Annotated in this window: 23 protein-coding genes and 4 tRNA genes; 17 read left to right on the top strand and 10 right to left on the bottom strand. The window is 61.5% G+C overall.

Features of this window, described 5'->3' with window-relative positions:
- Positions 1–10 precede the first annotated feature (10 nt).
- The gene (ispH, locus tag D886_RS0114275) at positions 11–958 is read left to right on the top strand and encodes a 4-hydroxy-3-methylbut-2-enyl diphosphate reductase (RefSeq protein WP_027594574.1); all 948 of its coding nucleotides are present in this window, start codon (positions 11–13) and stop codon (positions 956–958) included.
- On the opposite strand, the gene D886_RS0114270 is transcribed toward ispH, so the two are convergent.
- Entirely contained in the window at positions 959–1,441 is a 483-nt protein-coding gene (locus tag D886_RS0114270; protein ID WP_027594573.1) for a GspH/FimT family protein, read from the bottom strand.
- 109 nt (positions 1,442–1,550) lie between these two features.
- On the opposite strand from D886_RS0114270, the gene D886_RS0114265 reads away from it, so the two are divergent.
- The 5 genes from D886_RS0114265 to thiO are packed head-to-tail and all read left to right on the top strand — an operon-like array spanning position 1,551 to position 4,406.
- On the top strand, positions 1,551–1,757 hold the full coding sequence (locus D886_RS0114265; protein ID WP_027594572.1) for a prepilin-type N-terminal cleavage/methylation domain-containing protein: 207 nt from the start codon (positions 1,551–1,553) through the stop codon (positions 1,755–1,757).
- Positions 1,754–2,401 carry a PilW family protein gene (locus D886_RS0114260; protein ID WP_027594571.1) on the top strand — a complete coding sequence of 216 codons (648 nt, stop codon included), beginning with the start codon at positions 1,754–1,756 and terminating at the stop codon, positions 2,399–2,401. Before D886_RS0114265 ends, D886_RS0114260 begins: the two co-directional genes overlap by 4 nt.
- On the top strand, positions 2,398–2,862 hold the full coding sequence (locus D886_RS0114255; protein ID WP_027594570.1) for a hypothetical protein: 465 nt from the start codon (positions 2,398–2,400) through the stop codon (positions 2,860–2,862). Before D886_RS0114260 ends, D886_RS0114255 begins: the two co-directional genes overlap by 4 nt.
- Position 2,863: 1 nt before the next feature.
- On the top strand, positions 2,864–3,253 hold the full coding sequence (locus D886_RS0114250) for a type IV pilin protein (RefSeq protein WP_027594569.1): 390 nt from the start codon (positions 2,864–2,866) through the stop codon (positions 3,251–3,253).
- Between the two features lie 55 nt (positions 3,254–3,308).
- On the top strand, positions 3,309–4,406 hold the full coding sequence (thiO, locus tag D886_RS0114245; RefSeq protein ID WP_027594568.1) for a glycine oxidase ThiO: 1,098 nt from the start codon (positions 3,309–3,311) through the stop codon (positions 4,404–4,406).
- A gap of 125 nt (positions 4,407–4,531) precedes the next feature.
- On the opposite strand, the gene D886_RS0114240 is transcribed toward thiO, so the two are convergent.
- The gene (locus D886_RS0114240; RefSeq protein WP_027594567.1) at positions 4,532–4,762 is read right to left on the bottom strand and encodes a PP0621 family protein; all 231 of its coding nucleotides are present in this window, start codon (positions 4,760–4,762) and stop codon (positions 4,532–4,534) included.
- Between the two features lie 94 nt (positions 4,763–4,856).
- Entirely contained in the window at positions 4,857–5,876 is a 1,020-nt protein-coding gene (locus D886_RS0114235) for an outer membrane protein assembly factor BamD (RefSeq protein ID WP_027594566.1), read from the bottom strand.
- Positions 5,877–6,023: 147 nt separating this feature from the next.
- Between D886_RS0114235 and rluD the strand changes: the two genes are divergently transcribed.
- From rluD to D886_RS0114205, 6 genes are all read left to right on the top strand, one after another.
- A complete protein-coding gene (gene rluD, locus D886_RS0114230) occupies positions 6,024–6,986 on the top strand; it encodes a 23S rRNA pseudouridine(1911/1915/1917) synthase RluD (protein WP_027594565.1) in 963 nt (320 codons plus the stop codon).
- Positions 6,983–7,723 carry a peptidoglycan editing factor PgeF gene (gene pgeF / locus D886_RS0114225; protein WP_027594564.1) on the top strand — a complete coding sequence of 247 codons (741 nt, stop codon included), beginning with the start codon at positions 6,983–6,985 and terminating at the stop codon, positions 7,721–7,723. Before rluD ends, pgeF begins: the two co-directional genes overlap by 4 nt.
- 185 nt (positions 7,724–7,908) lie before the next feature.
- Complete coding sequence (gene clpB, locus D886_RS0114220) at positions 7,909–10,473, top strand: ATP-dependent chaperone ClpB (protein WP_027594563.1); 2,565 nt, start codon at positions 7,909–7,911, stop codon at positions 10,471–10,473.
- A 400-nt stretch (positions 10,474–10,873) separates the two neighbouring features.
- Positions 10,874–10,949, top strand: a tRNA-Asn gene (locus D886_RS0114215).
- A gap of 4 nt (positions 10,950–10,953) precedes the next feature.
- Positions 10,954–11,030 (top strand) — tRNA-Pro (locus D886_RS0114210).
- A gap of 6 nt (positions 11,031–11,036) precedes the next feature.
- A tRNA-Lys gene (locus tag D886_RS0114205) sits at positions 11,037–11,112 on the top strand.
- Between the two features lie 306 nt (positions 11,113–11,418).
- Here D886_RS0114205 and D886_RS0114200 read toward each other — a convergent pair.
- From D886_RS0114200 to D886_RS0114190, 3 genes are all read right to left on the bottom strand, one after another.
- Positions 11,419–12,714: an NAD(P)/FAD-dependent oxidoreductase gene (locus tag D886_RS0114200; RefSeq protein WP_027594562.1), complete on the bottom strand. Its 1,296-nt coding sequence runs from the start codon at positions 12,712–12,714 to the stop codon at positions 11,419–11,421.
- Positions 12,715–12,798: 84 nt separating this feature from the next.
- Positions 12,799–12,972 carry a DUF3094 family protein gene (locus tag D886_RS26980; RefSeq protein WP_013970765.1) on the bottom strand — a complete coding sequence of 58 codons (174 nt, stop codon included), beginning with the start codon at positions 12,970–12,972 and terminating at the stop codon, positions 12,799–12,801.
- A 132-nt stretch (positions 12,973–13,104) separates the two neighbouring features.
- A complete protein-coding gene (locus D886_RS0114190; protein WP_013970766.1) occupies positions 13,105–13,734 on the bottom strand; it encodes a DUF1780 domain-containing protein in 630 nt (209 codons plus the stop codon).
- Between the two features lie 259 nt (positions 13,735–13,993).
- Between D886_RS0114190 and D886_RS0114185 the strand changes: the two genes are divergently transcribed.
- Entirely contained in the window at positions 13,994–14,674 is a 681-nt protein-coding gene (locus D886_RS0114185; RefSeq protein ID WP_027594561.1) for an energy-coupling factor ABC transporter permease, read from the top strand.
- A 165-nt stretch (positions 14,675–14,839) separates the two neighbouring features.
- Here D886_RS0114185 and yacG read toward each other — a convergent pair whose 3' ends face one another.
- The 4 genes from yacG to D886_RS0114165 are packed head-to-tail and all read right to left on the bottom strand — an operon-like array spanning position 14,840 to position 17,737.
- Positions 14,840–15,040: a DNA gyrase inhibitor YacG gene (gene yacG / locus D886_RS0114180; protein WP_027594560.1), complete on the bottom strand. Its 201-nt coding sequence runs from the start codon at positions 15,038–15,040 to the stop codon at positions 14,840–14,842.
- A complete protein-coding gene (gene coaE, locus D886_RS0114175; protein ID WP_027594559.1) occupies positions 15,037–15,660 on the bottom strand; it encodes a dephospho-CoA kinase in 624 nt (207 codons plus the stop codon). The genes yacG and coaE overlap by 4 nt, the downstream gene beginning before the upstream one ends.
- The gene (locus D886_RS0114170) at positions 15,660–16,526 is read right to left on the bottom strand and encodes an A24 family peptidase (protein WP_027594558.1); all 867 of its coding nucleotides are present in this window, start codon (positions 16,524–16,526) and stop codon (positions 15,660–15,662) included. The genes coaE and D886_RS0114170 overlap by 1 nt, the downstream gene beginning before the upstream one ends.
- A gap of 2 nt (positions 16,527–16,528) precedes the next feature.
- On the bottom strand, positions 16,529–17,737 hold the full coding sequence (locus tag D886_RS0114165; RefSeq protein WP_027594557.1) for a type II secretion system F family protein: 1,209 nt from the start codon (positions 17,735–17,737) through the stop codon (positions 16,529–16,531).
- A gap of 217 nt (positions 17,738–17,954) precedes the next feature.
- Here D886_RS0114165 and D886_RS0114160 point away from each other — a divergent pair, with 217 nt between their 5' ends.
- From D886_RS0114160 to D886_RS0114145, 4 genes are all read left to right on the top strand, one after another.
- Positions 17,955–18,365, top strand: a complete 411-nt coding sequence (locus D886_RS0114160) for a pilin (protein ID WP_027594556.1) — start codon at positions 17,955–17,957, stop codon at positions 18,363–18,365.
- Between the two features lie 70 nt (positions 18,366–18,435).
- Positions 18,436–18,511, top strand: a tRNA-Thr gene (locus D886_RS0114155).
- A 502-nt stretch (positions 18,512–19,013) separates the two neighbouring features.
- Positions 19,014–20,435: a group II intron reverse transcriptase/maturase gene (gene ltrA / locus D886_RS0114150; protein WP_027594555.1), complete on the top strand. Its 1,422-nt coding sequence runs from the start codon at positions 19,014–19,016 to the stop codon at positions 20,433–20,435.
- Positions 20,436–20,684: 249 nt separating this feature from the next.
- Positions 20,685–21,839 carry a Fic family protein gene (locus D886_RS0114145; RefSeq protein WP_027594554.1) on the top strand — a complete coding sequence of 385 codons (1,155 nt, stop codon included), beginning with the start codon at positions 20,685–20,687 and terminating at the stop codon, positions 21,837–21,839.
- Positions 21,840–22,378 lie beyond the last annotated feature (539 nt).

The following is a 22,378-nucleotide window of genomic DNA, read 5'->3' as shown; positions in this document are numbered from 1 at the left end:
GGAGCCGAGCATGCAAATCAAACTCGCCAACCCTCGCGGCTTTTGCGCGGGGGTCGACCGGGCGATCGAGATCGTCAACCGTGCCCTGGAAGTCTTCGGCCCGCCGATTTACGTACGCCACGAAGTGGTGCACAACAAGTTCGTGGTCGAAGACCTGCGCAACCGCGGTGCCATCTTCGTCGAAGAGCTGGAGCAGGTGCCTGACGACGTCATCGTCATCTTCAGCGCCCATGGCGTTTCCCAGGCCGTCCGCCAGGAAGCGGCCGGGCGTGGCCTGAAGGTGTTCGATGCCACGTGCCCCCTGGTCACCAAGGTGCACATCGAGGTGGCCAAGTACAGCCGCGACGGCCGTGAGTGCATTCTCATCGGCCACGCCGGGCACCCGGAAGTGGAAGGCACCATGGGGCAGTATGACGCCAGCAACGGCGGCGCCATCTACCTCGTCGAAGACGAGGAGGATGTTGCCAAGCTGCAGGTGCGCGACCCGGACCACCTGGCCTTTGTGACCCAGACCACGCTGTCGATGGATGACACAAGCCGTGTCATCGATGCCCTGCGTGCGCGCTTCCCGAACATCGGTGGCCCGCGCAAGGATGACATCTGCTACGCCACCCAGAACCGCCAGGATGCAGTCAAGCAACTGGCCGACGAATGTGACGTGGTACTGGTGGTCGGCAGCCCGAACAGCTCCAACTCCAACCGCCTGCGTGAGCTGGCCGAGCGCATGGGCACCCCGGCCTACCTGATCGATGGTGCCGAGGACCTGCAGCGCAGCTGGTTTGGCGACGCCGCCCGCATCGGCATCACGGCGGGTGCTTCTGCCCCAGAGGTGCTGGTGCGTGGTGTGATCGAGCAGCTCAAGGCGTGGGGCGCTTCTGGCGCCGAAGAGCTCGATGGGCGTGAAGAGAACATCACGTTCTCGATGCCCAAAGAGCTGCGGGTTCGTTCGCTGATCTGATCAAGAGCGTGCGCACAGAGAGCCCCGCTCGGGCTCACCTGTGCGCACGCTGATTCTGCCGCTGGTCGACAGCACGACGTGATACTGGCCGGTGGGGGAGACGCGTTCGCAGATCTCCAGTGTTGAATTGCTACGCCCCAGCGGAACACCTACTGCACTGAACCTCACCTGCCCAGGGGTGTTGTGGGCAATTCTCAGCGGCCGCGACAAGCGGTGTTCACGCAGCACCTGCTGATTGTGTTCAAGCACCACACGCCAACCCTTACCCCAATCGCTTTCCATCGGCTGCACCCGCACTGTCTGGCCTTGCAGCAAGGCGTGGCTGCGCGCGCTGCGCAGTGCCTGCGCCAGGTCCCGCGCTGCGGCTGCGCTATGTAAGTCATCTGAAAGCCCGGTGTAGGCCGGCATCCCCAGCTGTGTCAGAACGGCCGCCATGGCCAGCGCCAACATCATTTGTATCAGTGTTGCGCCCTGTTGCCGCACCGTGCATTTCTCCCTGGACGTGCTTCGCTTCAGCTTCAACGTCGCAGGGCAATTGATCCAGTCGCCCAGTGAGTAAACAGCTGCAGGAAAAGTCGCAGGGGGCGCAGGGATGCGAACGATGGAAGGGGGCATGACGCTTCTCGAGGTACTGCTGGCCATGGTGGTCGTGGCAGTGGGCCTGTTTGCCGCTGCTGCGCTGCAGGTGCGCGCACTGCAGGCAACCGACAGCGCACGGCACGACGCGCAGGCCGCCTTGTTGAAACACACGCAGCTAGAGCGGAGCAGGGCAGCAGGCGCGCGGAAGGTGCAGCGGTGAAGCGCGCACAAGGCGGCTTCAGCCTGCTTGAGGGGGTGCTGGCGCTCGCCATCGGTTTGGGGCTGCTGGCGGCGGCTAGCCAGCTGTTCGTGTCTGCCCATCAAACCTGGCGGCTGCAAGGTGTGGCCGCACGCCTGCAGGATGATGCCCGGCTGGCCTTGCAGCGCATGGCCCAGGATATTCGCATGGCCGGCATGTTCGGTTGCCTGCGCTTGCAGCCCGGCGATTTCAACGACCCGGAAGCACTTCAGGCCTTCGCCCGACCGCTGCACGTGAGCCCCACTAGCTTGAGCCTGGTGGTCGCCGAGCTGCCAGGGCACAGCGGTGCTCCAGGTTGGACGCTGCTGACCAACTGCACCGACGAGGCCCACGTGTACAAGGGCCGAGCTGAAAGCAGCGGTCAGCTGTTGGCGTTCCCTATCAGCCGGCACGTGTATGCGCTGGAAGACGGTACGTTGAAGTTCCGGCGACGAGGTACACCGCAGCCACTGGTCGACCATGTGCGCGAGATGCGCGTGGCGTTCGTCGAAACACCACAAGGCGGGCGGGTAGATGTGCACCTGACCTTGTACGAGCCCACCTTGCGCATCGAGCAGCAGCACGCGCTGAGTGTGGCGCTGCGTAACCCGGTGCCCGAACCGTGAAGCGCCAACGCGGCGTGGTGTTGCTAGTGGCGCTGGTGCTGAGCTTGCTGCTTGGTCTGATCGCGGCCTCGGCGCTGCGAGATGCGCTGGTTGAAACACGCATGGCCGGCTACTGGCGTGATGGGCTCAAGGCACTTGAGGAAGCCGAACAGACACTCCTGCTGGCTGTTGACCAGCTAACGCTGGTTACGCCCCCGCTGTGCAAGCCCTGCCAGCCGCCACAACGCCCGCACGACTTGCAAGGCAGCTGGCAGGGTACCCAAAGCGGCTATTTTCAGGTGCAAAACCTTGGCACAAGCGACCGCGTCGCATATTTGCCCGAGGGCCAACAGGCCACCTTGTTCAGGGTGACTGCCGTCAGCCGACAGGCCGAGTCGCGCCATGTACTTGAAGCGGTGTATGCCCTGTCAGGTGATGAGGTGCGGCGCATCCTCTGGCGACAACGATTGGGGGAGCCCTGACATGCAGCAAGGCCTGACCCTGATCGAATTGTTGATTGTCGTGGCCGTGACCGGCATTCTGGCAGCCATTGCCTACCCCAGTTACAGCGACCAGCTTCGGCGAGCCGCACGCAGTGAAGTGGTTGGCCTGCTGCATGACGCTGCCTTGCGCCTGGAGCGCCACCGCGTGCGCACGGGCCAATACGCCGAAGGCGAGCTGGCCTTGCCCACTGCCAACCGTCATTACAGCCTGCAGGCCCAGCGCAGCAGCGATACCTTTACGCTGAGCGCAAGGCGGCTGCCGAATGGCCTGATGGCCGATGACCGCTGTGGTGATTTTCAGCTCGACCAAAGCGGCGTGCAGAGCAACCCGGGCAGCCTGGAAGGCCGCGAGCGATGCTGGGGAAGCTGAAGAATGAATGATGCCCGGCGCATCGCGGTTTTACTTCAGGTGTTTGGATCGACAGATGAGCAAGCAAGTAGTGGTGGTCGGCGGCGGGGTTATCGGCCTGCTGACGGCATTCAACCTGGCGGCGAGCGTCGGGCAGGTCGTGGTCTGCGATCAGGGGGAGGTCGGCCGCGAGTCGTCCTGGGCCGGCGGCGGTATCATCTCGCCGCTGTACCCATGGCGCTACAGCCCGGCGGTAACCGCTTTGGCGCATTGGTCCCAGGATTTTTATCCACAACTGGGCGAGCACCTGTTCGCTACCACGGGCATTGATCCTCAGGTTCATACCACCGGGTTGTATTGGTTGGACCTGGATGATGAAGCCGAGGCATTGGCCTGGGCCGAGCGCGAGCGACGCCCGCTCAGTGCTGTGGATATCTCGGCGGCCTATGACGCCGTACCGGTGCTGGGCCCTGGCTTCAAGCGCGCCATCTACATGGCGGGGGTGGCCAACGTGCGTAATCCACGCTTGGTGAAGTCGCTCAAGGCAGCATTGCTGGCGCTACCAAACGTGAGCTTGCGTGAGCACTGCCAGGTGACAGGCTTCCGGCATGAGGATGAGCGCGTTACCGGTGTGCAGACGGCGGATGGCGTGATCGATGCCGATGAAGTGGTACTGAGCGCAGGCGCCTGGAGCGGCGACCTGCTGCGCACGCTGGGCCTGGAACTGCCGGTAGAGCCGGTGAAGGGCCAGATGATCCTGTTCAAGTGTGCCGAGGACTTTTTGCCGAGCATGGTGCTGGCCAAGGGGCGTTACGCCATTCCGCGCCGCGACGGGCATATTCTGGTGGGCAGTACGCTGGAGCATGCTGGATACGACAAGACCCCGACCGAGCAGGCGCTGGAAAGCCTCAAGGCTTCGGCGGTCGAGTTGCTGCCGGAACTGGCAGAGGCCGCGGTGGTGGGGCATTGGGCAGGGCTGCGGCCGGGGTCGCCGGAAGGTATTCCGTATATTGGGCCGGTGCCTGGGCATGATGGGTTGTGGCTCAATTGCGGGCATTACCGCAATGGGCTGGTGCTGGCGCCCGCGTCTTGCCAGCTGTTCGTCGATTTGCTGACCGGGGCTGAGCCGATCATCGACCCGTCGCCGTATGCGCCGGTAGGGCGCTTGGGCTGAGAGTGCCGGGCCCGCTTTGCGGGCCTTTCGCTGGCAAGCCCCCACAGGTGCCGCGCTGGCCTTGAGCGCTGCGCAGTCCCTGTGGGAGCCGGCTTGCCGGCGATGGGGCCTATGGGGTTTGAGGCTTATCCCTGCCGCCCAGGCCCCTGCTCAAGGTGCGCCTGGCTGCAATACCACTCCTTGCCCAGCTGCAACGCCCGGTCATTAGGCAGGTGCACGCCACAATGGGCGCAGCGCACCATCTTCAGCGGGTCGTCGAGTTTGGGCTCAGGGTGGGATTGCTGGCTGATCTTGAACTTGCGCCACAGCCAGAACGCGGCGGCGATCAGGGCGATCCAGAAAAGTAGGCGAACCATGGTGTCCAGCTTGTCGAATGAAGAAGCCGACAGTCTAGGACGCAGCCAATAAAAAAGGGAGGCCCAAGGCCTCCCTTTCTTGTGTTGCGATCAATCAGTCGAACAGACCAAAGGTCATGTAGCTGAACCACGAACGGTCCTGCTCGGCTTCTTTCGGGCCTGGCGGCAGAATCACGTCGCCATTTTCGTCTTTCGGCAGCAGCTCTTGCGGCATCTCGGAGCGCGCGTCCTGGAACTGCTTGACCACGTCCTGGTTGGCGCGGGTTTCGCCCGGCGGCAGCGGGGCGTCGGTTTCGATCAGGCCCAGGGTCGCCTTGGACAGCCAGCCACGGCCGTCAGACTCGGTCTGCTTGGGCTGGAACTCGCCGTCGACCAGGCTCGGGTGGTCCGGGTAGTTGAGCTTGAGGGTTTCCAGGCTGGTGGCAGCCAGCTCGTCCAGGTGCATCTTCTGGTATGCCTCGACCATGACTGCCAGGCCGTCACCGACCGATGGCGTTTCCTGGAAGTTCTCGACCACGTAGCGGCCACGGTTGGCGGCAGCCACATAAGCCTGGCGGCCCAGGTAGTAGTCGGCCACGTGGATCTCGTAGGAGGCCAGCAGGTTGCGCAGGTAGATCATGCGCTGCTTGGCGTCCGGCGCGTAGCGGCTGTTCGGGAAGCGGCTGGTCAGCTGGGCGAACTCGTTGTACGAGTCACGGGCGGCACCGGGGTCACGCTTGGTCATGTCCAGCGGCAGGAAGCGCGCCAGCAGGCCACGGTCCTGGTCGAACGACGTCAGGCCCTTTAGGTAGTAGGCATAGTCGACGTTCGGGTGCTGCGGGTGCAGGCGGATGAAACGCTCGGCGGCAGACTTGGCGGCCTCCGGCTCGGTGTTCTTGTAGTTGGCGTAGATCAGTTCGAGCTGCGCCTGGTCGGCGTAACGGCCGAACGGGTAACGCGACTCCAGGGCCTTGAGCTTGTTCACGGCGCTGGTGTAGCTGGAATTGTCCAGGTCAGCCTGGGCCTGCTGGTACAGCTCGGCTTCGCTGAGGTTCTCGTCAATGACTTCCTTGTTAGAGGAACAGGCCGCGGTAAGCCCGAGGATGGCGATCAGCAGCAGGTGTTTCACTTGCATGGCGGCTTGCGTCCCTTTGACGGCCGCTGTCTTGGGCGGTGCCGTCCTGTTATGATGAGCGCCCCGGCCAACCCCGGGACAAAAGAAGCCGTATTTAACCACAAGCTCGCAGCCGAAACCAAAGGCTGTGCGCCCGCCGAATCGAGCATGTCCGAGATCATTCAACTTAGCGCAGAGGTACCGTCCGATCTGGGCGGTCAACGCCTCGACCAGGTCGCCGCCCAATTGTTCGCCGAGTACTCGCGTTCGCGGCTTACTACGTGGATCAAAGAGGGCCGCCTGACGGTCGATGGTGCCGTCGTGCGCCCTCGAGACACCGTCTATGGTGGCTCTGTGCTTGTCCTGGAGGCCGAACAAGAGGCCCAGGGCGAGTGGATCGCAGAAGACATCGAGCTGGATATCGTCTACGAAGACGACCATATCATGGTGATCAACAAGCCTGCCGGGCTGGTTGTGCACCCGGCCGCCGGCCATGCCAGCGGTACCCTGCTCAATGCCTTGCTGCACCACGTGCCAGACATCATCAACGTGCCGCGCGCCGGTATCGTCCACCGTCTGGACAAGGACACCACCGGTCTGATGGTGGTGGCCAAGACCCTGCAGGCGCAGACCCGGCTGGTCGAGCAAATGCAAAGCCGCAAGGTCAGCCGCATCTATGAGTGCATCGTGATTGGTGTGGTGACCTCCGGCGGCAAGATCGACGCCCCGATCGGTCGCCACGGCGGCATGCGCCAGCGCATGGCGGTAACCGACGGCGGCAAGCCGGCGGTCAGCCACTACCGTGTGCTCAAGCGCTTCCGCTCCCACACTCACGTGCGGGTCAAGCTGGAAACCGGCCGTACCCACCAGATTCGTGTGCACATGGCCCATGTGGGCTTCCCACTGGTCGGCGACCAGACGTACGGTGGGCGCTTCCGCATTCCGCCGGCTGCCAGCCCAACCATGGTCGAGGCGGTCAAGACCTTCCCGCGTCAGGCGCTGCATGCGCGTTTCCTCGCGCTGGCCCACCCGATTACCGGTGAAGTCATGAAGTGGGAATCGCCGTTGCCGGATGATTTCCTCTGGTTGCTGACACTGCTGAACGAAGACCGCGAGAGCTTTATCGGATGAACGGTCTGACGCAGGCGCTGCTGTTTCCTGACTGGCCGGCCCCGGCCTCGGTTCGCGCTTGTGTCACTACGCGTCAGGGCGGCGTCAGCCTGCCGCCCTATGAAGCGTTCAACCTGGGTGATCACGTGGGTGATGACCCTGTCGCAGTCGCCGAAAACCGCCGCCGTCTGAGCGATGAATTTGCTATCCAGCCTGCCTGGCTCAAGCAAGTGCATGGCTTGGTGGTGGCGGATGCCGACCCGGCCGTGGTGGCCGAGGCCGACGCCAGCTGGACTGATCAGCCAGGTATCGCCTGCACCGTAATGACTGCCGATTGCCTGCCCGCACTGTTCTGTGACCGTGCGGGTACCCGCGTGGCAGCAGCCCATGCTGGCTGGCGCGGGTTGGCGGGCGGGGTACTGGAAGCGACCCTCGACCGTTTGGCCCTGCCGCCTGAAGACGTGCTGGTGTGGCTGGGCCCGGCCATTGGCCCGCAGGCGTTCGAAGTGGGGCTGGAAGTGCGTGATGCCTTTACCGCCGTGCACCCGGAGGCTGCCAAGGCCTTTGTCGACGGTGAGCGGCCGGGCAAGCTGATGGCCGACATTTATGCGCTGGCGCGTATTCGCCTGGCGGCACGTGGCGTGACAGCGGTGTATGGCGGTGGTTTCTGCACGGTCAGCGACTCGCGGTTCTTCTCGTATCGCCGCACGCCTCAAGGTGGGCGGTTTGCCTCGTTGGTCTGGCTAGCCCCTCGCTGACGTATCACGCCTCTACGCGGGCAAGCCCTCAACGCAGCCACCACTAATCCATCAGGTTGACCTCGGTCAACCCCGCTACGCTTGAATCTTCCAGAATCACCCATATCTATTGGTCATCTCTGGCAGGTTTCTTCATTAAAGGCGCTGTCCATCGCTCCGACCTGCCCTAACAGGAAGGTACTCCCATGCGAATAGACCGTTTGACCAGCAAGCTTCAATTAGCAATATCCGACGCTCAGTCCCTCGCCGTAGGCATGGACCACCCTGCCATCGAGCCCCTGCACCTGGTGCAGGCCCTGATCGAACAGCAGGGCGGGTCGATCAAGCCGCTGCTGATGCAGGTCGGCTTCGACATCAACAGCCTGCGTCAGGCACTGGTGAAAGAACTCGACCAACTGCCGAAAATCCAGAACCCCACGGGCGACGTGAACATGTCCCAGGACCTGGCGCGTCTGCTCAACCAGGCCGATCGCCTGGCCCAGCAGAAGGGTGACCAGTTCATCTCCAGCGAGCTGGTGCTGTTGGCCGCCATGGACGAGAACAGCAAGCTCGGCAAGCTGCTGTTGAGCCAGGGCGTGACCAAGAAGGCCCTGGAAAACGCCATCAATAACCTGCGTGGCGGCGCGGCAGTCAACGACGCCAACGCCGAAGAGTCGCGCCAGGCTCTGGACAAGTACACGGTCGACCTGACCAAGCGTGCCGAAGAGGGCAAGCTGGACCCGGTGATCGGCCGCGACGACGAAATCCGCCGTACCGTGCAGGTGCTGCAACGGCGTACGAAGAACAACCCGGTGCTGATCGGTGAGCCTGGCGTGGGTAAAACCGCCATCGCCGAAGGCCTGGCCCAGCGCATCATCAACGGCGAAGTGCCCGATGGCCTCAAAGGCAAGCGCCTGCTGGCGCTGGACATGGGGGCGCTGATCGCAGGTGCCAAGTACCGCGGCGAGTTCGAAGAGCGCCTGAAGTCGCTGCTTAACGAGCTGTCCAAACAGGAAGGCCAGATCATCCTGTTCATCGACGAACTGCACACCATGGTCGGCGCCGGTAAAGGCGAGGGCGCCATGGACGCGGGCAACATGCTCAAACCGGCCCTGGCCCGTGGCGAGCTGCATTGCGTTGGCGCCACCACGCTCAACGAGTACCGCCAGTTCATCGAAAAGGACGCGGCCCTGGAGCGTCGCTTCCAGAAGGTACTGGTAGAAGAGCCGAGCGAGGAAGACACCATTGCCATCCTGCGCGGCCTGAAAGAACGCTACGAAGTGCACCACAAGGTGGCCATCACCGACGGCGCGATCATTGCGGCGGCCAAGCTCAGCCATCGCTACATCACAGACCGCCAGCTGCCGGACAAAGCCATCGACCTGATCGACGAAGCGGCCAGCCGCATTCGCATGGAGATCGACTCCAAGCCTGAAGTGCTCGACCGTCTGGACCGTCGTCTGATTCAGCTGAAGGTGGAATCCCAGGCGCTGAAGAAAGAAGAAGACGAAGCCGCGAAAAAACGCCTGGAAAAACTGCACGAGGAAATCGAGCGGCTGGAGCGTGAGTATTCCGACCTCGAAGAGATCTGGGCCTCCGAGAAAGCTGAAGTGCAAGGCTCGGCGCAGATCCAGCAAAAGATCGAGCAGGCTCGCCAAGAGCTTGAAAGCGCCCGTCGTAAAGGCGACCTGAGCCGCATGGCCGAGCTGCAGTACGGGGTGATCCCAGACCTGGAGCGCAGCCTGCAGATGGTCGACCAGCACGGCAAGTCGGAAAACCAGCTGCTGCGTAACAAGGTCACCGAGGAAGAAATTGCCGAAGTGGTGTCCAAGTGGACCGGCATCCCGGTTGCCAAGATGCTCGAAGGCGAGCGCGAAAAGCTGCTGAAGATGGAAGAGCTGCTGCACCAGCGCGTGATCGGTCAGCACGAAGCCGTTACCGCCGTGGCCAACGCAGTACGCCGCTCCCGCGCCGGGTTGTCCGACCCGAACCGGCCAAGTGGGTCGTTCATGTTCCTCGGCCCGACCGGTGTGGGTAAGACCGAGCTGTGCAAGGCCCTGGCCGAGTTCCTGTTCGACACGGAAGAGGCGATGGTGCGCATCGACATGTCCGAGTTCATGGAGAAACATTCCGTGGCTCGTCTGATCGGCGCTCCACCCGGCTATGTAGGGTACGAGGAGGGCGGTTACCTGACCGAAGCGGTACGGCGCAAGCCTTATTCGGTGGTGCTGCTCGACGAGGTGGAGAAGGCGCACCCGGATGTGTTCAACGTGTTGCTGCAGGTGCTTGAGGATGGCCGGCTGACGGACAGCCACGGCCGTACTGTGGACTTCCGCAACACCGTGATCGTGATGACCTCCAACCTGGGCTCTGCACAGATCCAGGAACTGGTCGGTGACCGTGAGGCGCAGCGTGCTGCGGTGATGGATGCGGTGGGTTCGCACTTCCGTCCGGAGTTCATCAACCGGATCGACGAAGTGGTGGTATTCGAGCCCCTGGGCCGCGACCAGATCGCCGGCATCACCGAAATCCAGCTGGGCCGCCTGCGCAGCCGTCTGCTGGAACGTGAACTGTCGCTCAGCCTGAGCCCTGAGGCGTTGGACAAGCTGATCGCAGTGGGTTACGACCCGGTGTATGGCGCACGGCCACTGAAGCGTGCGATCCAGCGCTGGATCGAAAACCCGCTGGCGCAGTTGATCCTCTCTGGCAAATTCCTGCCAGGGTCGGCGATTACTGCCAAGGTGGAAGGCGACGAAATCGTCTTTGCCTGATTCAGCTGAAAAAAATAGCCCCGCACCTGCGGGGCTTTTTTATGCCCCTGATGCCACTGCAGGAGCGGGCTTGCCCGCGAATAGGCCCGGCAAACACCGTAAAATCGGGGCCTCGCAGGTTTTTTTGATAACTTGCTGAAAATTTTGAAATTTCTGCTTGCATCTAAAATCGAGTGCCCCTAATATACGCCGCGTTGTCAGGCACTAAGCGAATCACCAGGAACATCGGTGTTAGCAAAACAACTTAGAAATCAGTAAGTTGAATGAAAAAAAGTGGTTGACAAGCAAAACGAAGAATGTAGAATAGCCGGCCTCAGCAGCGACAAAGCGAAAGCAGAGAAGCTGAAGAGATCGAAGCTAACACAGACTTCGAAGTAGTAAAGATGTACCGAAGTTCAGTTCCGCGATAGCTCAGTCGGTAGAGCAAATGACTGTTAATCATTGGGTCCCTGGTTCGAGTCCAGGTCGCGGAGCCAATCTCGGGGTGTAGCGCAGTCCGGTAGCGCGCCTGCTTTGGGAGCAGGATGTCAGGAGTTCGAATCCCCTCACCCCGACCATTTTCAGGGTCGTTAGCTCAGTTGGTAGAGCAGTTGGCTTTTAACCAATTGGTCGTAGGTTCGAATCCTACACGACCCACCATGTAAAAAGGGCATCTCGACTGAGATGCCCTTTTTCTTTTGCCTCGAATTTAACCCACGAAAAAAGCACCCGTTAAGGTTTCTGTTTAAGCGGGGCCCTTTGGGAGCAACTGTCTTGCGCAATTTCTAAAAATTGACGCATTGTGGGAGCGGGCCCCGCGAACACCGGCGAAGCCGGTGCCATGCACCGCGGCGCCTCCATCGCCGGCAAGCCGGCTCCCACAGGTTTTGGTAGCCGCTTGCCGCAGCCCAAAGGGCTGGGTGATCTGCCACAAAAAAGCCCAGCCTGAGGGGCTGGGCTTAGCTGTCAGTGCAGCTTCAACCGCGGCTCTGTCCCGCGCCCAATCTTGCTACCCAACATCATCATCGCTGTACGGAAGAACCCGTACAGCGCCATCTGATGCATGCGATACAGCGACACATAGAACATCCGCGCCAGCCAGCCCTCCAGCTTCACGCTGCCCATCAGGTTGCCCATCAGGTTACCCACCGCCGAGAAGCGCGACAGCGATACCAACGAACCGTAGTCCTTGTATTCATAAGTCGGCAGCGCCTTGTTCTCCAACCGCGCCTTCAGGCTTTGCGCCAGCATCGAAGCCTGCTGGTGTGCGGCCTGGGCCCGTGGCGGCACATTGCGGTCGCTACCCGGTTGCGGGCATGCGGCGCAGTCACCGAAGGCGAAGATGTTGTCATCGCGCGTGGTCTGCAGGGTAGGGCGCACCACCAACTGGTTGATGCGGTTGGTTTCCAGCCCATCGATGTCCTTGAGGAACCCCGGCGCACGGATACCCGCCGCCCACACCTTGAGGCTGGCCTGGATCACTTCGCCGTCCTTGGTTTTCAGGCCATCCTCGGTCACTTCGCTGACCGCGGCATTGGTCATCACCTTCACCCCCAGTTTTTCCAGGGTCTTGTGCACCGGCACACTGATGCGCTCGGGTAACGCAGGTAAAACCCGTGGGCCAGCCTCGATCAAAGTGATGTGCATGTCCTTGGGCTGGATGCGGTCCAGGCCATAGGCTGCCAGCTCGTGCGCCGCGTGGTGCAGCTCGGCCGCCAGCTCTACGCCCGTGGCACCGGCACCGACGATGGCCACGCTGATTTGTTCGCTGGCCACATCACCGGCGTGCGCGCGCAGGTAGTGGTTGAGCAGTTGCTGGTGGAAACGCTCGGCCTGCTTGCGGGTGTCCAGGAACAGGCAATGCTGCGCCGCGCCCAAGGTGCCGAAGTCGTTGGTGTTGCTGCCCACGGCGATGACCAACGTGTCGTAGCTCAGCGTGCGCGCAGGCACCAGCTCGCGGCCCTCTTCATCGAGGGTGGCGGCCAGTTGGATCTGCTTGCCTTCACGGTCCAGGCCGCTCATGCGCCCCAGCTGGAAGTTGAAGTGGTTCCACTTGGCCTGGGCCACGTAGTTCAGTTCATCTTCCGAGGAGTTCAGCGAGCCGGCTGCCACTTCGTGCAGCAGCGGCTTCCAGATGTGCGTCAGGTTGGCGTCGACCAGGGTGATGTCGGCTTGCTTGCGCTTGCCCAGGCTTTTACCCAGGCGGGTCGCCAGTTCCAGGCCGCCGGCGCCGCCGCCGACAATCACGATGCGATGAGTCATGGGGATATCTCATAAGGTTTACGGAATTCGTGGCCCTGGGGGCCGGCCGCAAACTGCACGAGGGGAGGGCGAGCGCAAGGCAGCTCATAGCACCAGTCCACTCAACAGGCGGCTTATGAGGCCCAGACCAATGGTCACGGCCACCACCAGTACAAGGAGCAACCACGGCCGGAAGGGCCTGCGCTCGACTTGGTGCTGGGGGGCGCGTAGATACTCATCGACACGACGCTGATCTTCTGGATTCAGGCGGCTGGTCATGGTGGGCCTCGTCAGATAGACGTTTGTGACTGCGCAAACGCTACAGCGTTCAGGCAAGCGCTTGAAACAAATGATAATGCTTTCTATCTCTGGCGCCGAGTGTACGCCATCGCAAAGACTCTCGGCACTGGATCAAAGACTGATCCCCACATCGAACACAATGCTGCGCCCCAGGTTGCCGCGCAAGAAGTCTGGCGCATCCGGGTGGGCGAACAACACCCTGGCGAACGTCGGCCCGACCAGTGACAGCGAGCGCCAACCCTGGCGCAGGTATTCGGTGGGCGGCGGGAAGTGAGTGTTGAGGTCGAGCACTTCGCGCTTGAGGCTGGCGAAGGCGATGATGTCCAGCTCGTTCAGCTCCAGCCCACGTTCACGGTAGTTGTGCGCCTTCTTGCGCAAGGTCGGGGCCAACCGCCCCAGCAGTTCAGTCGCGCTGATACGCCGAGGGCGTGCTTCACGGCGCACCAATTGCGCCAGCGAAAACGCACTGCGCCGGCGTTGCAGCTCTTCGCGCCACTCATCGTTGAGGCGGCGGCCTTCGTCCAGCACGAAAAACACCTCGAATGCCGCATCGCGGAACAGCACGTCTGGCGGCTCCTGGCCGGCGGGCGTGAAGTCCTCGCTGCGGTAGGGAATGTTCAGCCCTTGCAGCAGGCGTTGGCATACCCAACGCTCACGCTCCCATTTGCGTGCATTGGAGAGAAAGGCATTGGCTTGTTCGGCCTGGATGGTAAGCAGGCGCAGGTAGTCTGAGTCATCCATGCAGACAAGCTTAGTCGCTAATCGATGACGGTAAGATGCTGTTTGTGCGTAGAAATCAGCTCAGCACCGGCCACTGCTGCACGATACCCAGAAGATGCACCACGCCAAACCCCAGGCAGAAGCATCCGCATGCAGAAAGGGCGGCCGCCAGATCAGGCCAGGTTAAGCGCGGGGAGGCGCCAGCCTACAGCAGCCGGAGGAAACGGAGAATGGGTGTAGACTCAGCTTTATCCACAAGGGAGAGAGGGGTATTCGTCCGGTGATCAGTGCACAGGTGTTGTCGGGCACCAGCCTCACGTTGGGCTGGCTGGGTTACGTGCCACTGTTGCTCTGGGCCGCCAGCCGCGCCCGCTGGGTGGAGCTGTTCACCGACCGGCGCCGCCAGCACCTTCTGTTTGGCACGGTGTTCTGCCTGTTTGCCCTGTGGTTGGTCAGGCGCGATTTCGATACGGGCGTGTCGTATCACTTCATTGGCATGACGGCTGTGACCCTGCTGCTGGACTGGCCGCTGGCTGTGCTGGGGGGCTTTATGGCTCAGTTGGGGTTGCTGGCGCTGGGGCGTCAGGACCTGGCGGCACTCGGTGTGAACGGCCTGCTGTTGATTGGCTTGCCGGTGCTGATTACCGAGCTGTGCGCCATCGCGGTCGAACGCGCGCAACCGCGCAACCTGTTTGTGTATATCTTTTGTTCAGGGTTCTTTCCCGCGGCGCTGACGGTGCTGGTGTGCCTGTTGGCCGGGCTGGGTATCTTGTGGCTGGACGGGCGTTTTGCCATGCCGGAGTGGCTGAGTGACTTTGTGGGCTACCTGTGGCTGATGATGTTCCCCGAGGCGTTCATCAACGGCATGGTGATCAGTGCGCTGGTGGTGTTTTGCCCGGAGTGGCTGGAAACGTTCAACCGCACGCGGTACCTGCAGGCGCCGTGGAAGGATGACCAGTGAGTGGTGGTGGGCCCCCTGTGGCAGTAACTGGCTTTCTGTTGCTTGTTCCGGCCTCATCGCCGGCAAGCCAGCTCCCACTGGTGTGGCGCTAACCTTTGAGTCTGCGCAAATCATGTGGGAGCGGGCTTGCCCGCGAAAGGGCCTCACAGCAACCCAGGGATCAGCTTAGTGCCGCGGCTCCAGGTCTCCGGAATACAGCTCATCTTCGGACTCTTCCGAACCCGCGATCTTGTGCTCCTCAGCCGCCCAAGCCCCCAGGTCGATCAGCTTGCAACGGTCAGAGCAAAACGGCCGGAACGCGCTTTTCTCGTTCCATTCCACAGGTGCGCCACAGGTCGGGCAATCGACGGTCAATGGCTGGCTCATGGCTGGCCTCCTCGTAAAGTCAGGTAAAAGTGGTGCAGACGGTCGATCTGCTCGTGCAGCGCCGCGAGGTCGCGGTCATTGACCACCACATCGTCGGCATGGCGCAGTCGCTCTTCGCGGGCCAGCTGGGCCTGCAAAATGGCCTGCACCTGCTCGGGGCTGGTGTTGTCCCGCTGCAGGGTACGTTGCACCTGCAACGCCTGCGGGGCATCGATCACTAAGACGCGTTGGGTCTTGCGATGCTGGCCAGACTCGATCAGCAAGGGTGACACATACACCGCATACGGCGACTGCGCCTTGGCCAGGTAGCTGAAAATCTCCTGCCCGATCAGCGGGTGCAGCAGGGCTTCCAACCATTGGCGCTGGGCCGGGTCGGCGAAAATCAGCTGGCGCAAGGCGCCGCGGTCGAGCTGGCCGTCGTCCAGCAGCACGCCTGGGCCGAAGCGCTCGACGATACTGGCCAGCGCCGGGCGGCCAGGCTCAACCACCCAGCGCGCGGCCTGGTCGGCATCGACCAGGTGCACGCCAAGCTCGATGAAACGCTCGGCGGCGGCACTCTTGCCGCTGCCGATGCCACCGGTCAGGCCGAGAATCCAGGGGGTGAAAGCTGCAGTGGTCATCAGAATCCAAGCAGTTGCAGGTAAGAGGCGTATATTTCATCACCCCAGAGCACAGCAATCCACCCCGCAATTGCCAGATAGGGGCCAAACGGCATGGCCATGCCGATGGAATGCTTGCGCATCCGCAGCAGGAACACGCCCACCAACGCCCCCACCACCGACGACAGCAGCAAGGTCAGCGGCAGCACCTGCCAGCCACCCCAGGCACCGATCAGTGCAAGCAGCTTGAAGTCGCCATAGCCCATGCCTTCCTTGCCGGTCACCAGTTTGAACAGCCAGTACACCGTCCACAGGGTGAGGTACCCAGCCACGGCACCGCACACCGCATCGGGCAAGGGCACCAATACGCCGAAGTAATTAACGATCAACCCAAGCCACAGCCCCGGCAGCACGATGGCGTCAGGCAGCAATTGTTGGTCATGGTCGATCAAGCTCAGGGCCAGCAAACCCCACGTCAGCGGCAAAAGCGCCAGTGCCTCGACACTGGCCCCGCAGCGCCAGGCCACCGCCATCGACAGCAGCGCACAACCCAGCTCGACCAACGGATAACGCGCGCTGATGCGCTGCTTGCAGGCAGAGCAACGCCCACGCAACGCCAGGTAACTGAGGATGGGGACGTTTTCCCACGCCCGAATCCGATGCCCACACTGGGTGCACTGCGAGGCCGGCAGGCACAGGTCGAAACGCGCATGCTCGGCCACCGGCAACCCCAGCACCTCCTGTGCTTCACGCTGCCATTGGCGGTCCAGCATGATCGGCAGGCGGTACACCACCACATTGATAAAACTGCCCACCAACAACCCCAGCACGGTCGCCAAGGTGATGAAGTAAGCCGGCTGCAAAGCCAGGAAGGTCCATAAAGTCATGTTCAGATCAAGCTACCCAGCTGGAAGATCGGCAAGTACATCGCCACCACCAGGCCGCCAACCAGCAGGCCCAGGACCAGCACGATGGCGGGCTCCAGCAGGCTGGTCAACTGCTCCAGCGCCTGGCTGACTTGGTCCTCGTAGTGGCTGGCGGCTTTTTCCAGCATCGTGTCCAGCGTGCCACTGGATTCACCAATCGCCACCAACTGCACCAGCAGGGGCGGGAACAGTGGCTCGGTGGCCATCACCTGGTTCAGCCCCTGCCCATTGGCCATGCCCTGGCGTAAGCGCAAAATCGCGTGTTCATGCAACTCACCACCACTCACCTTAGCCACCGTCCCCATGGCATCCAGCAGCGGCACCCCAGCGGCGTACGACGTTGCCAAGCTACGCGCAAAACGCGCCATCGCCGCCTGCCTCAGCAGCGCGCCGAACACCGGCAGGCCCAGCACACGCTGAGATATCCACAAGCGCGCCGGCGCATGCTGCCGGTAAAGCTGGCGCCCAGCCAAACCCAACATCGCCATACCGACCAGCAACAGCGGCGCATAACGCCCCAGCCCTGTGGACAAGTCGATCACCCACTGCGTAAAAGCCGGCAGCGCAGTATCAAACCCCGCGAACAGGCTCTGAAACTGCGGGATCACCTCCAGCAACAAAACCGCCGACACCCCCAACCCCGTCAGCAGCAGCAACAGCGGGTAAATCATCGCCTTGCGCACCTTCTTGTGCAGGGCCAGGCGCTGTTCCAGCATGCCCGCCAGTTGCTCGAGCTGCCGGTCCAGCGTGCCGGATTGCTCACCCACCCGCACCAGGTTGCAGTACAACGTATCGAACCACCCCGGGTGGCGCTGCAGCGCATCCGCCAGCCCCAGCCCCGACGCCACATCCTGTTTCAATCGCACCAGCAACGCCGCCTGCGCCGCATCACACCCACTGCGCCCCATCACCTCGAACGCCTGCAGCAGCGGCACCCCGGCTTTCAGCAAGGTCGCCAGCTGCCGGCTGAAGCCCGCCGGGTCGGTCTTCTCCGGCCGCTTTGGCCACCGCCACGCCAGCCCACCAGCCGGCCGCAAGCTGGCCACCAGAATGCCCTGGCGCAGCAACCCCGCGCGCACATAAGCCGGGCTGCGCCCAGGTGTTTGCCCGCTGACAGCCAGGCCATTGGCGTCGGTGCCCTGCCAAGCGTAGAGGCGTATCGAATGGTTCATGCAAAGGTCCTTTTTTGCCCGAGCGACAAGCTTGGAAACAGCTTGCCGTGTCCATGAGAGGGCGTGCTTCCCTGATGCTCACTAGAGTAGTTCAGCGAAGGTGACGCCCAGGCGGGCAGGGGTGACAAAAGGTGTCTGTTCAGGCCTACTGCGCCGCTGCCAGCCTGGGGTCGAGAGTGACCCCAAATGTGTATGCGTATAAACAAGGAAAACGTTCATGAAAGGGCAACGCGGTATCACCCTGATCGAACTGATGATCGTCGTCGCGATCATCGGCATTCTGGCGACCATCGCCATCCCGATGTACACCAACCACCAGTCCCGCGCCAAGGCGGCGGCCGGGCTGTTGGAGATCACCTCACTCAAGCCCCCCATGGACCTGCGCTTGAACGAAGGCAAGGACGTGCTGGATGTAGGGTCGCTAGGCGGCCAGCCAGCGACGGCGCATTGCGCGATCAAAGCTGAAGGCAAGGCTGCTGACGGCACCGGGATCATCGAATGCACCCTGGTCGATGCCCCGGCCACCGTGGTTGGCAAAGCCATCACCCTGACCCGCTCCGCGACCGGATGGACCTGCACCACCAACATCGAGGCAGACCTGGCGCCGAAGGGTTGCAAAGGGGCGTGAGGGTAGGGCAATAAACGAAGGGAAACAGGGGTTTGCGTAACGGCTGCGGCAGTGGTACGTTGCGCTACACGCCGGTGTAGCTCAGTCGGTAGAGCAGCGCACTCGTAACGCGAAGGTCGCAGGTTCGATTCCTGTCTCCGGCACCATATAGATTGGCCAGCGGGCGATTTCTCGCTTGCAGGCACCACAGAGAAGCCCGCCTTGTGCGGGTTTTTTTGTGGTGCGCCAGGCATGGCGCGTTGCGCGTTAGCGCAACCCGCTTGGCTGTGGTAGCCGAGCGGGCGACTTGGAGGTGAAAGTCCTCTACACACCCGGCAAGGGGAAGTGTTAGCCAGAGGCAAGGGTGTCGCGGGTGACTGCGAATCTGAAGGAAGCCCGAGGCAAAATGCTGGCCTGACGAACAGGAAGCGGATACAAGGCGGCGCAGCAGGGTAAGAAGGCCACAATCTTCAAAGCCCGATACTTGCACGGAACGCTGTTACGTAAATCCGACAGGCATAAGCAGGAAGGTCGCGCGAATTACCCTGGGAGATCTGTACGCTTGCCACTGTGCTACCGAGCGTCGAGAGGCGACGGGATGAGCGTGCAGAAGTCAGCCGAAGCCGTAGTAAGTGGCGGTTAACCGCGTCACCAAGGGCCGAACAGGTTATGCCGTCAGTAGGCGTCATTGTCTCGTTGGTAACCGTAATGCAGAAATTTCCCACAGCGGAGACTGTCATCCCGAGTCCCGGCCAGAAGCCGAGGATGATGCATGACAGTGCAAAGGTATCGACGGCGTCAGTAACGTGGACGAACGCGGAGCCGGACACGCTGATGGAGCGGGTGCTTGCACCGGCCAACCTCAAGCGTGCGTATCAGCGTGTGGTCAGTAACAAGGGAGCACCGGGTGCTGATGGCATGACGGTCGCTGACTTGGCGGGCTACGTGAAACAGTATTGGCCAACCCTCAAGGCCAGGTTGCTGGCCGGTGAATACCATCCCCAAGCAGTGCGAGCGGTTGAAATTCCCAAGCCGCAGGGCGGCACACGGCAACTAGGAATTCCCAGCGTCGTGGATCGCCTGATCCAGCAAGCATTGCAGCAACAGCTCACGCCACTCTTTGATCCGCTGTTTTCGGACTACAGCTACGGCTTTCGTGCGGGCAAAAGCGCTCACCAAGCCGTTGAAATGGCCCGCTCCCATGTGGCGGCGGGGCATCGCTGGTGCGTGGAGCTTGACCTTGAAAAGTTCTTTGATCGGGTCAACCACGACATCCTGATGGCTTGTTTGCAGCGTCGTGTCGAAGACAAGCGAGTGCTCAGGCTCATCCGTCGCTACCTCGAAGCCGGGATCATGTCGCGCGGAGTCGTCAGCCAGCGGCAGGAGGGGACGCCGCAAGGCGGCCCGCTGTCGCCGTTGCTGTCGAATATCCTGCTCGACGAACTCGATTGGGAGCTGGAGCGGCGAGGTCATCGCTTCGTGCGCTATGCCGATGATGCGAACATCTATGTACGCAGTCCTCGTGCTGGCGAGCGGGTGATGGACAGTGTGGAGCGCTTCTTGAGCCAGCGCCTGAAGCTGACGGTGAATCGAAAGAAGAGCCGTGTCGCAAGGGCCTGGAGGTGTGACTACTTGGGCTACGGAATGAGCCGGCACCTGCAGCCGAGGCTGCGCGTGGCGACGATGAGTTTAGGTCGCATACGTGGCCGGCTGAGAGAATGGCTGCGTGGTGCGAGGGGTCGCAAGATGGCAAACGTCATCGAGTGGATAAACCCTGTTCTGCGAGGCTGGGCGGGCTACTTCCAGCTCAGCCAGAGCAAGCGGCCGCTTGAGGAGTTGGATGGCTGGATCAGGCATAAACTTCGCTGCGCCATCTGGCGCCAATGGAAGCAGCCCTCCACGAGGGCTCGCAACTTGATGCGTTTGGGTCTTAGCGAGGAGCGTGCGTGCAAATCAGCCTTCAATGGTCGAGGCCCATGGTGGAACTCGGGAGCACCGCATATGAATCAGGCGCTGCCGAAGAAACTATGGGATCGGCTAGGGCTGGTCTCGATACTGGATACGGTCAACCGGCTTAGTCGCATGACCTGAACCGCCGTGTACGGAACCGTACGCACGGTGATGTGAGAGGACGGCGGGTGTGAACCCGCCTCCTACTCGATCCTGTTTTTTACCCCGCTCATCTGCGTGCTTTTGACTTAAAGGAACGAGGTTTTCCACTTAAGGTTGCGCGATTTTCTAGATAGTGGTTATCTGTTGATTCGGTTTTGGCTAACGTTTACGGGGGAAAAGCCAAAATTTTTCTAGATAATGATTTCTCCGTTTAGAGATAATTTTCAGATGCCCCAATTCTCACACTACGACCTGCAGCTGCTGAACCCATCCTTCGACTCGCCCCTGGTTGACGTCCTGGCCGAGCTCGAGTTTCTTCGCCGGCTGAGGTTGGAGGGTGACACGCCACCCCAGGTGTTCTTTCAGCTCAAGGCGCTGTTCCACACGCTGGAGAGCTTGGGGTCTGCTCGAATCGAAGGCAACCACACCACGCTGGCCGACTACATCGACAGCAAGGTCGAAGGCAAAGCCGAGAGCACCGACCAACTGCTCGAAATTGCCAACATCGAGAAGGCAATGGACTACATCGAAGCGGTGATGAAGCCCGGAGAAGATCTGACAGAGCATACGATTCGAGAGCTGCATGCCCTGACCGTGCAGGGGTTGCGTCGCGAAGGCGACAAAACGCCTGGCGCCTACCGGGAAGGCGCGGTCAGGATCGCTCAGGCGGAGCATCTTCCACCGGAAGGTGTGCTGGTGCCGCAGTACATGCAGGAGCTGGTGAGCTTCATCAACCGTGACGACTCGCCTAAATACGCCCTGATGAAGGTCGCCCTGGCGCACCACCGTTTCGGTTGGATTCACCCATTCGGCAATGGCAATGGGCGGGTGGTAAGGCTGCTTACTTATGCACTGCTGATGAAGTACGGCTTCAACGTGAATACAGGTGGCAGGGTGCTCAACCCCACGGCTGTGTTCTGCAATGACCGAGACAAGTACTACACCATGCTTGGCGTAGCTGATACCGGCACCACTGCAGGGTTGGAGGCATGGTGTACTTATGTGCTGCAAGGCATTCGCGACGAGCTGGAGAAAGTCGACAAGCTCACCGACTATAGCTACCTCACGAAGTGCATTCTGCAGCCAGCGGTGAGCTTTGCACGCAGCCGGGAGTGGATTACCGAGACCGAGGAACAGATCCTCATCTGCGTGATAAAGATGAAGGTAATGAAGTCGAGCGATATCGCTCAGGCGCTTCCTGCGCTTACCCCCAACCAACGGACGTATCAGATTAAAAATTTGGTAGAGCAAGGCATGCTTCTGCCGGTCAACCCAGGTTCGAGGCAGTACACGCTTGGCTTCTCCAATAATTACCTTGTGCGCGGGGTCATCAAGGCGCTGAGAGAGCAGGGCTTCATTCCAGAGCCGCTGGACAGGCCGTGATCAATTGCACTTGCGTGCCGCATTCAGCTTGATGTCGTCTTGCATGCTGAGCATCGGTGATGGTCAGCATGTAAAACGTGATTGAACGTTCTAGGCCCTCTGTAGGAGCGGCCTTGTGTCGCGAAAGGGCAGCAAAGCGGCCCTTGCAACTCCGGCATCACCGCTGAGCGTTGCGGCACAGGCCCCGCTTCCAGGAAAAGCTCCTCCATATGCCTCGAAGCAGCTTTTCCGAGCATGTATTGCCGAGCAGAGCAAACAAGCCTCGTCGAAATTTCGGAAATCCACACTGCTCGTGTGCGACACCTGCCTTACTCAATTCTCCAAATCTTGCACGCCCCCTGTGGGAGCGGGTTTACCCGCGAACACGGGCGAAGCCTGTGCCATTCAACCCTGGGTTTGGCCCAATATTCCCCGCGCATTGCGCCCGTTTATACATCCAGGAAAAAGGCGGGCGCTTCTGTAACTGCAGCAGCCCTGATCGCACATGGCCTTGCGGCATCCCCCCTCGTGACAATCGGCGTGACAAACGCCGATGTCAC

The organism is Pseudomonas sp. LAIL14HWK12:I7, assembly GCF_000483465.1.
GTDB classification, from domain to species: domain Bacteria; phylum Pseudomonadota; class Gammaproteobacteria; order Pseudomonadales; family Pseudomonadaceae; genus Aquipseudomonas; species Aquipseudomonas kermanshahensis.
This window is presented reverse-complemented; position numbering and strand designations above follow the sequence as displayed.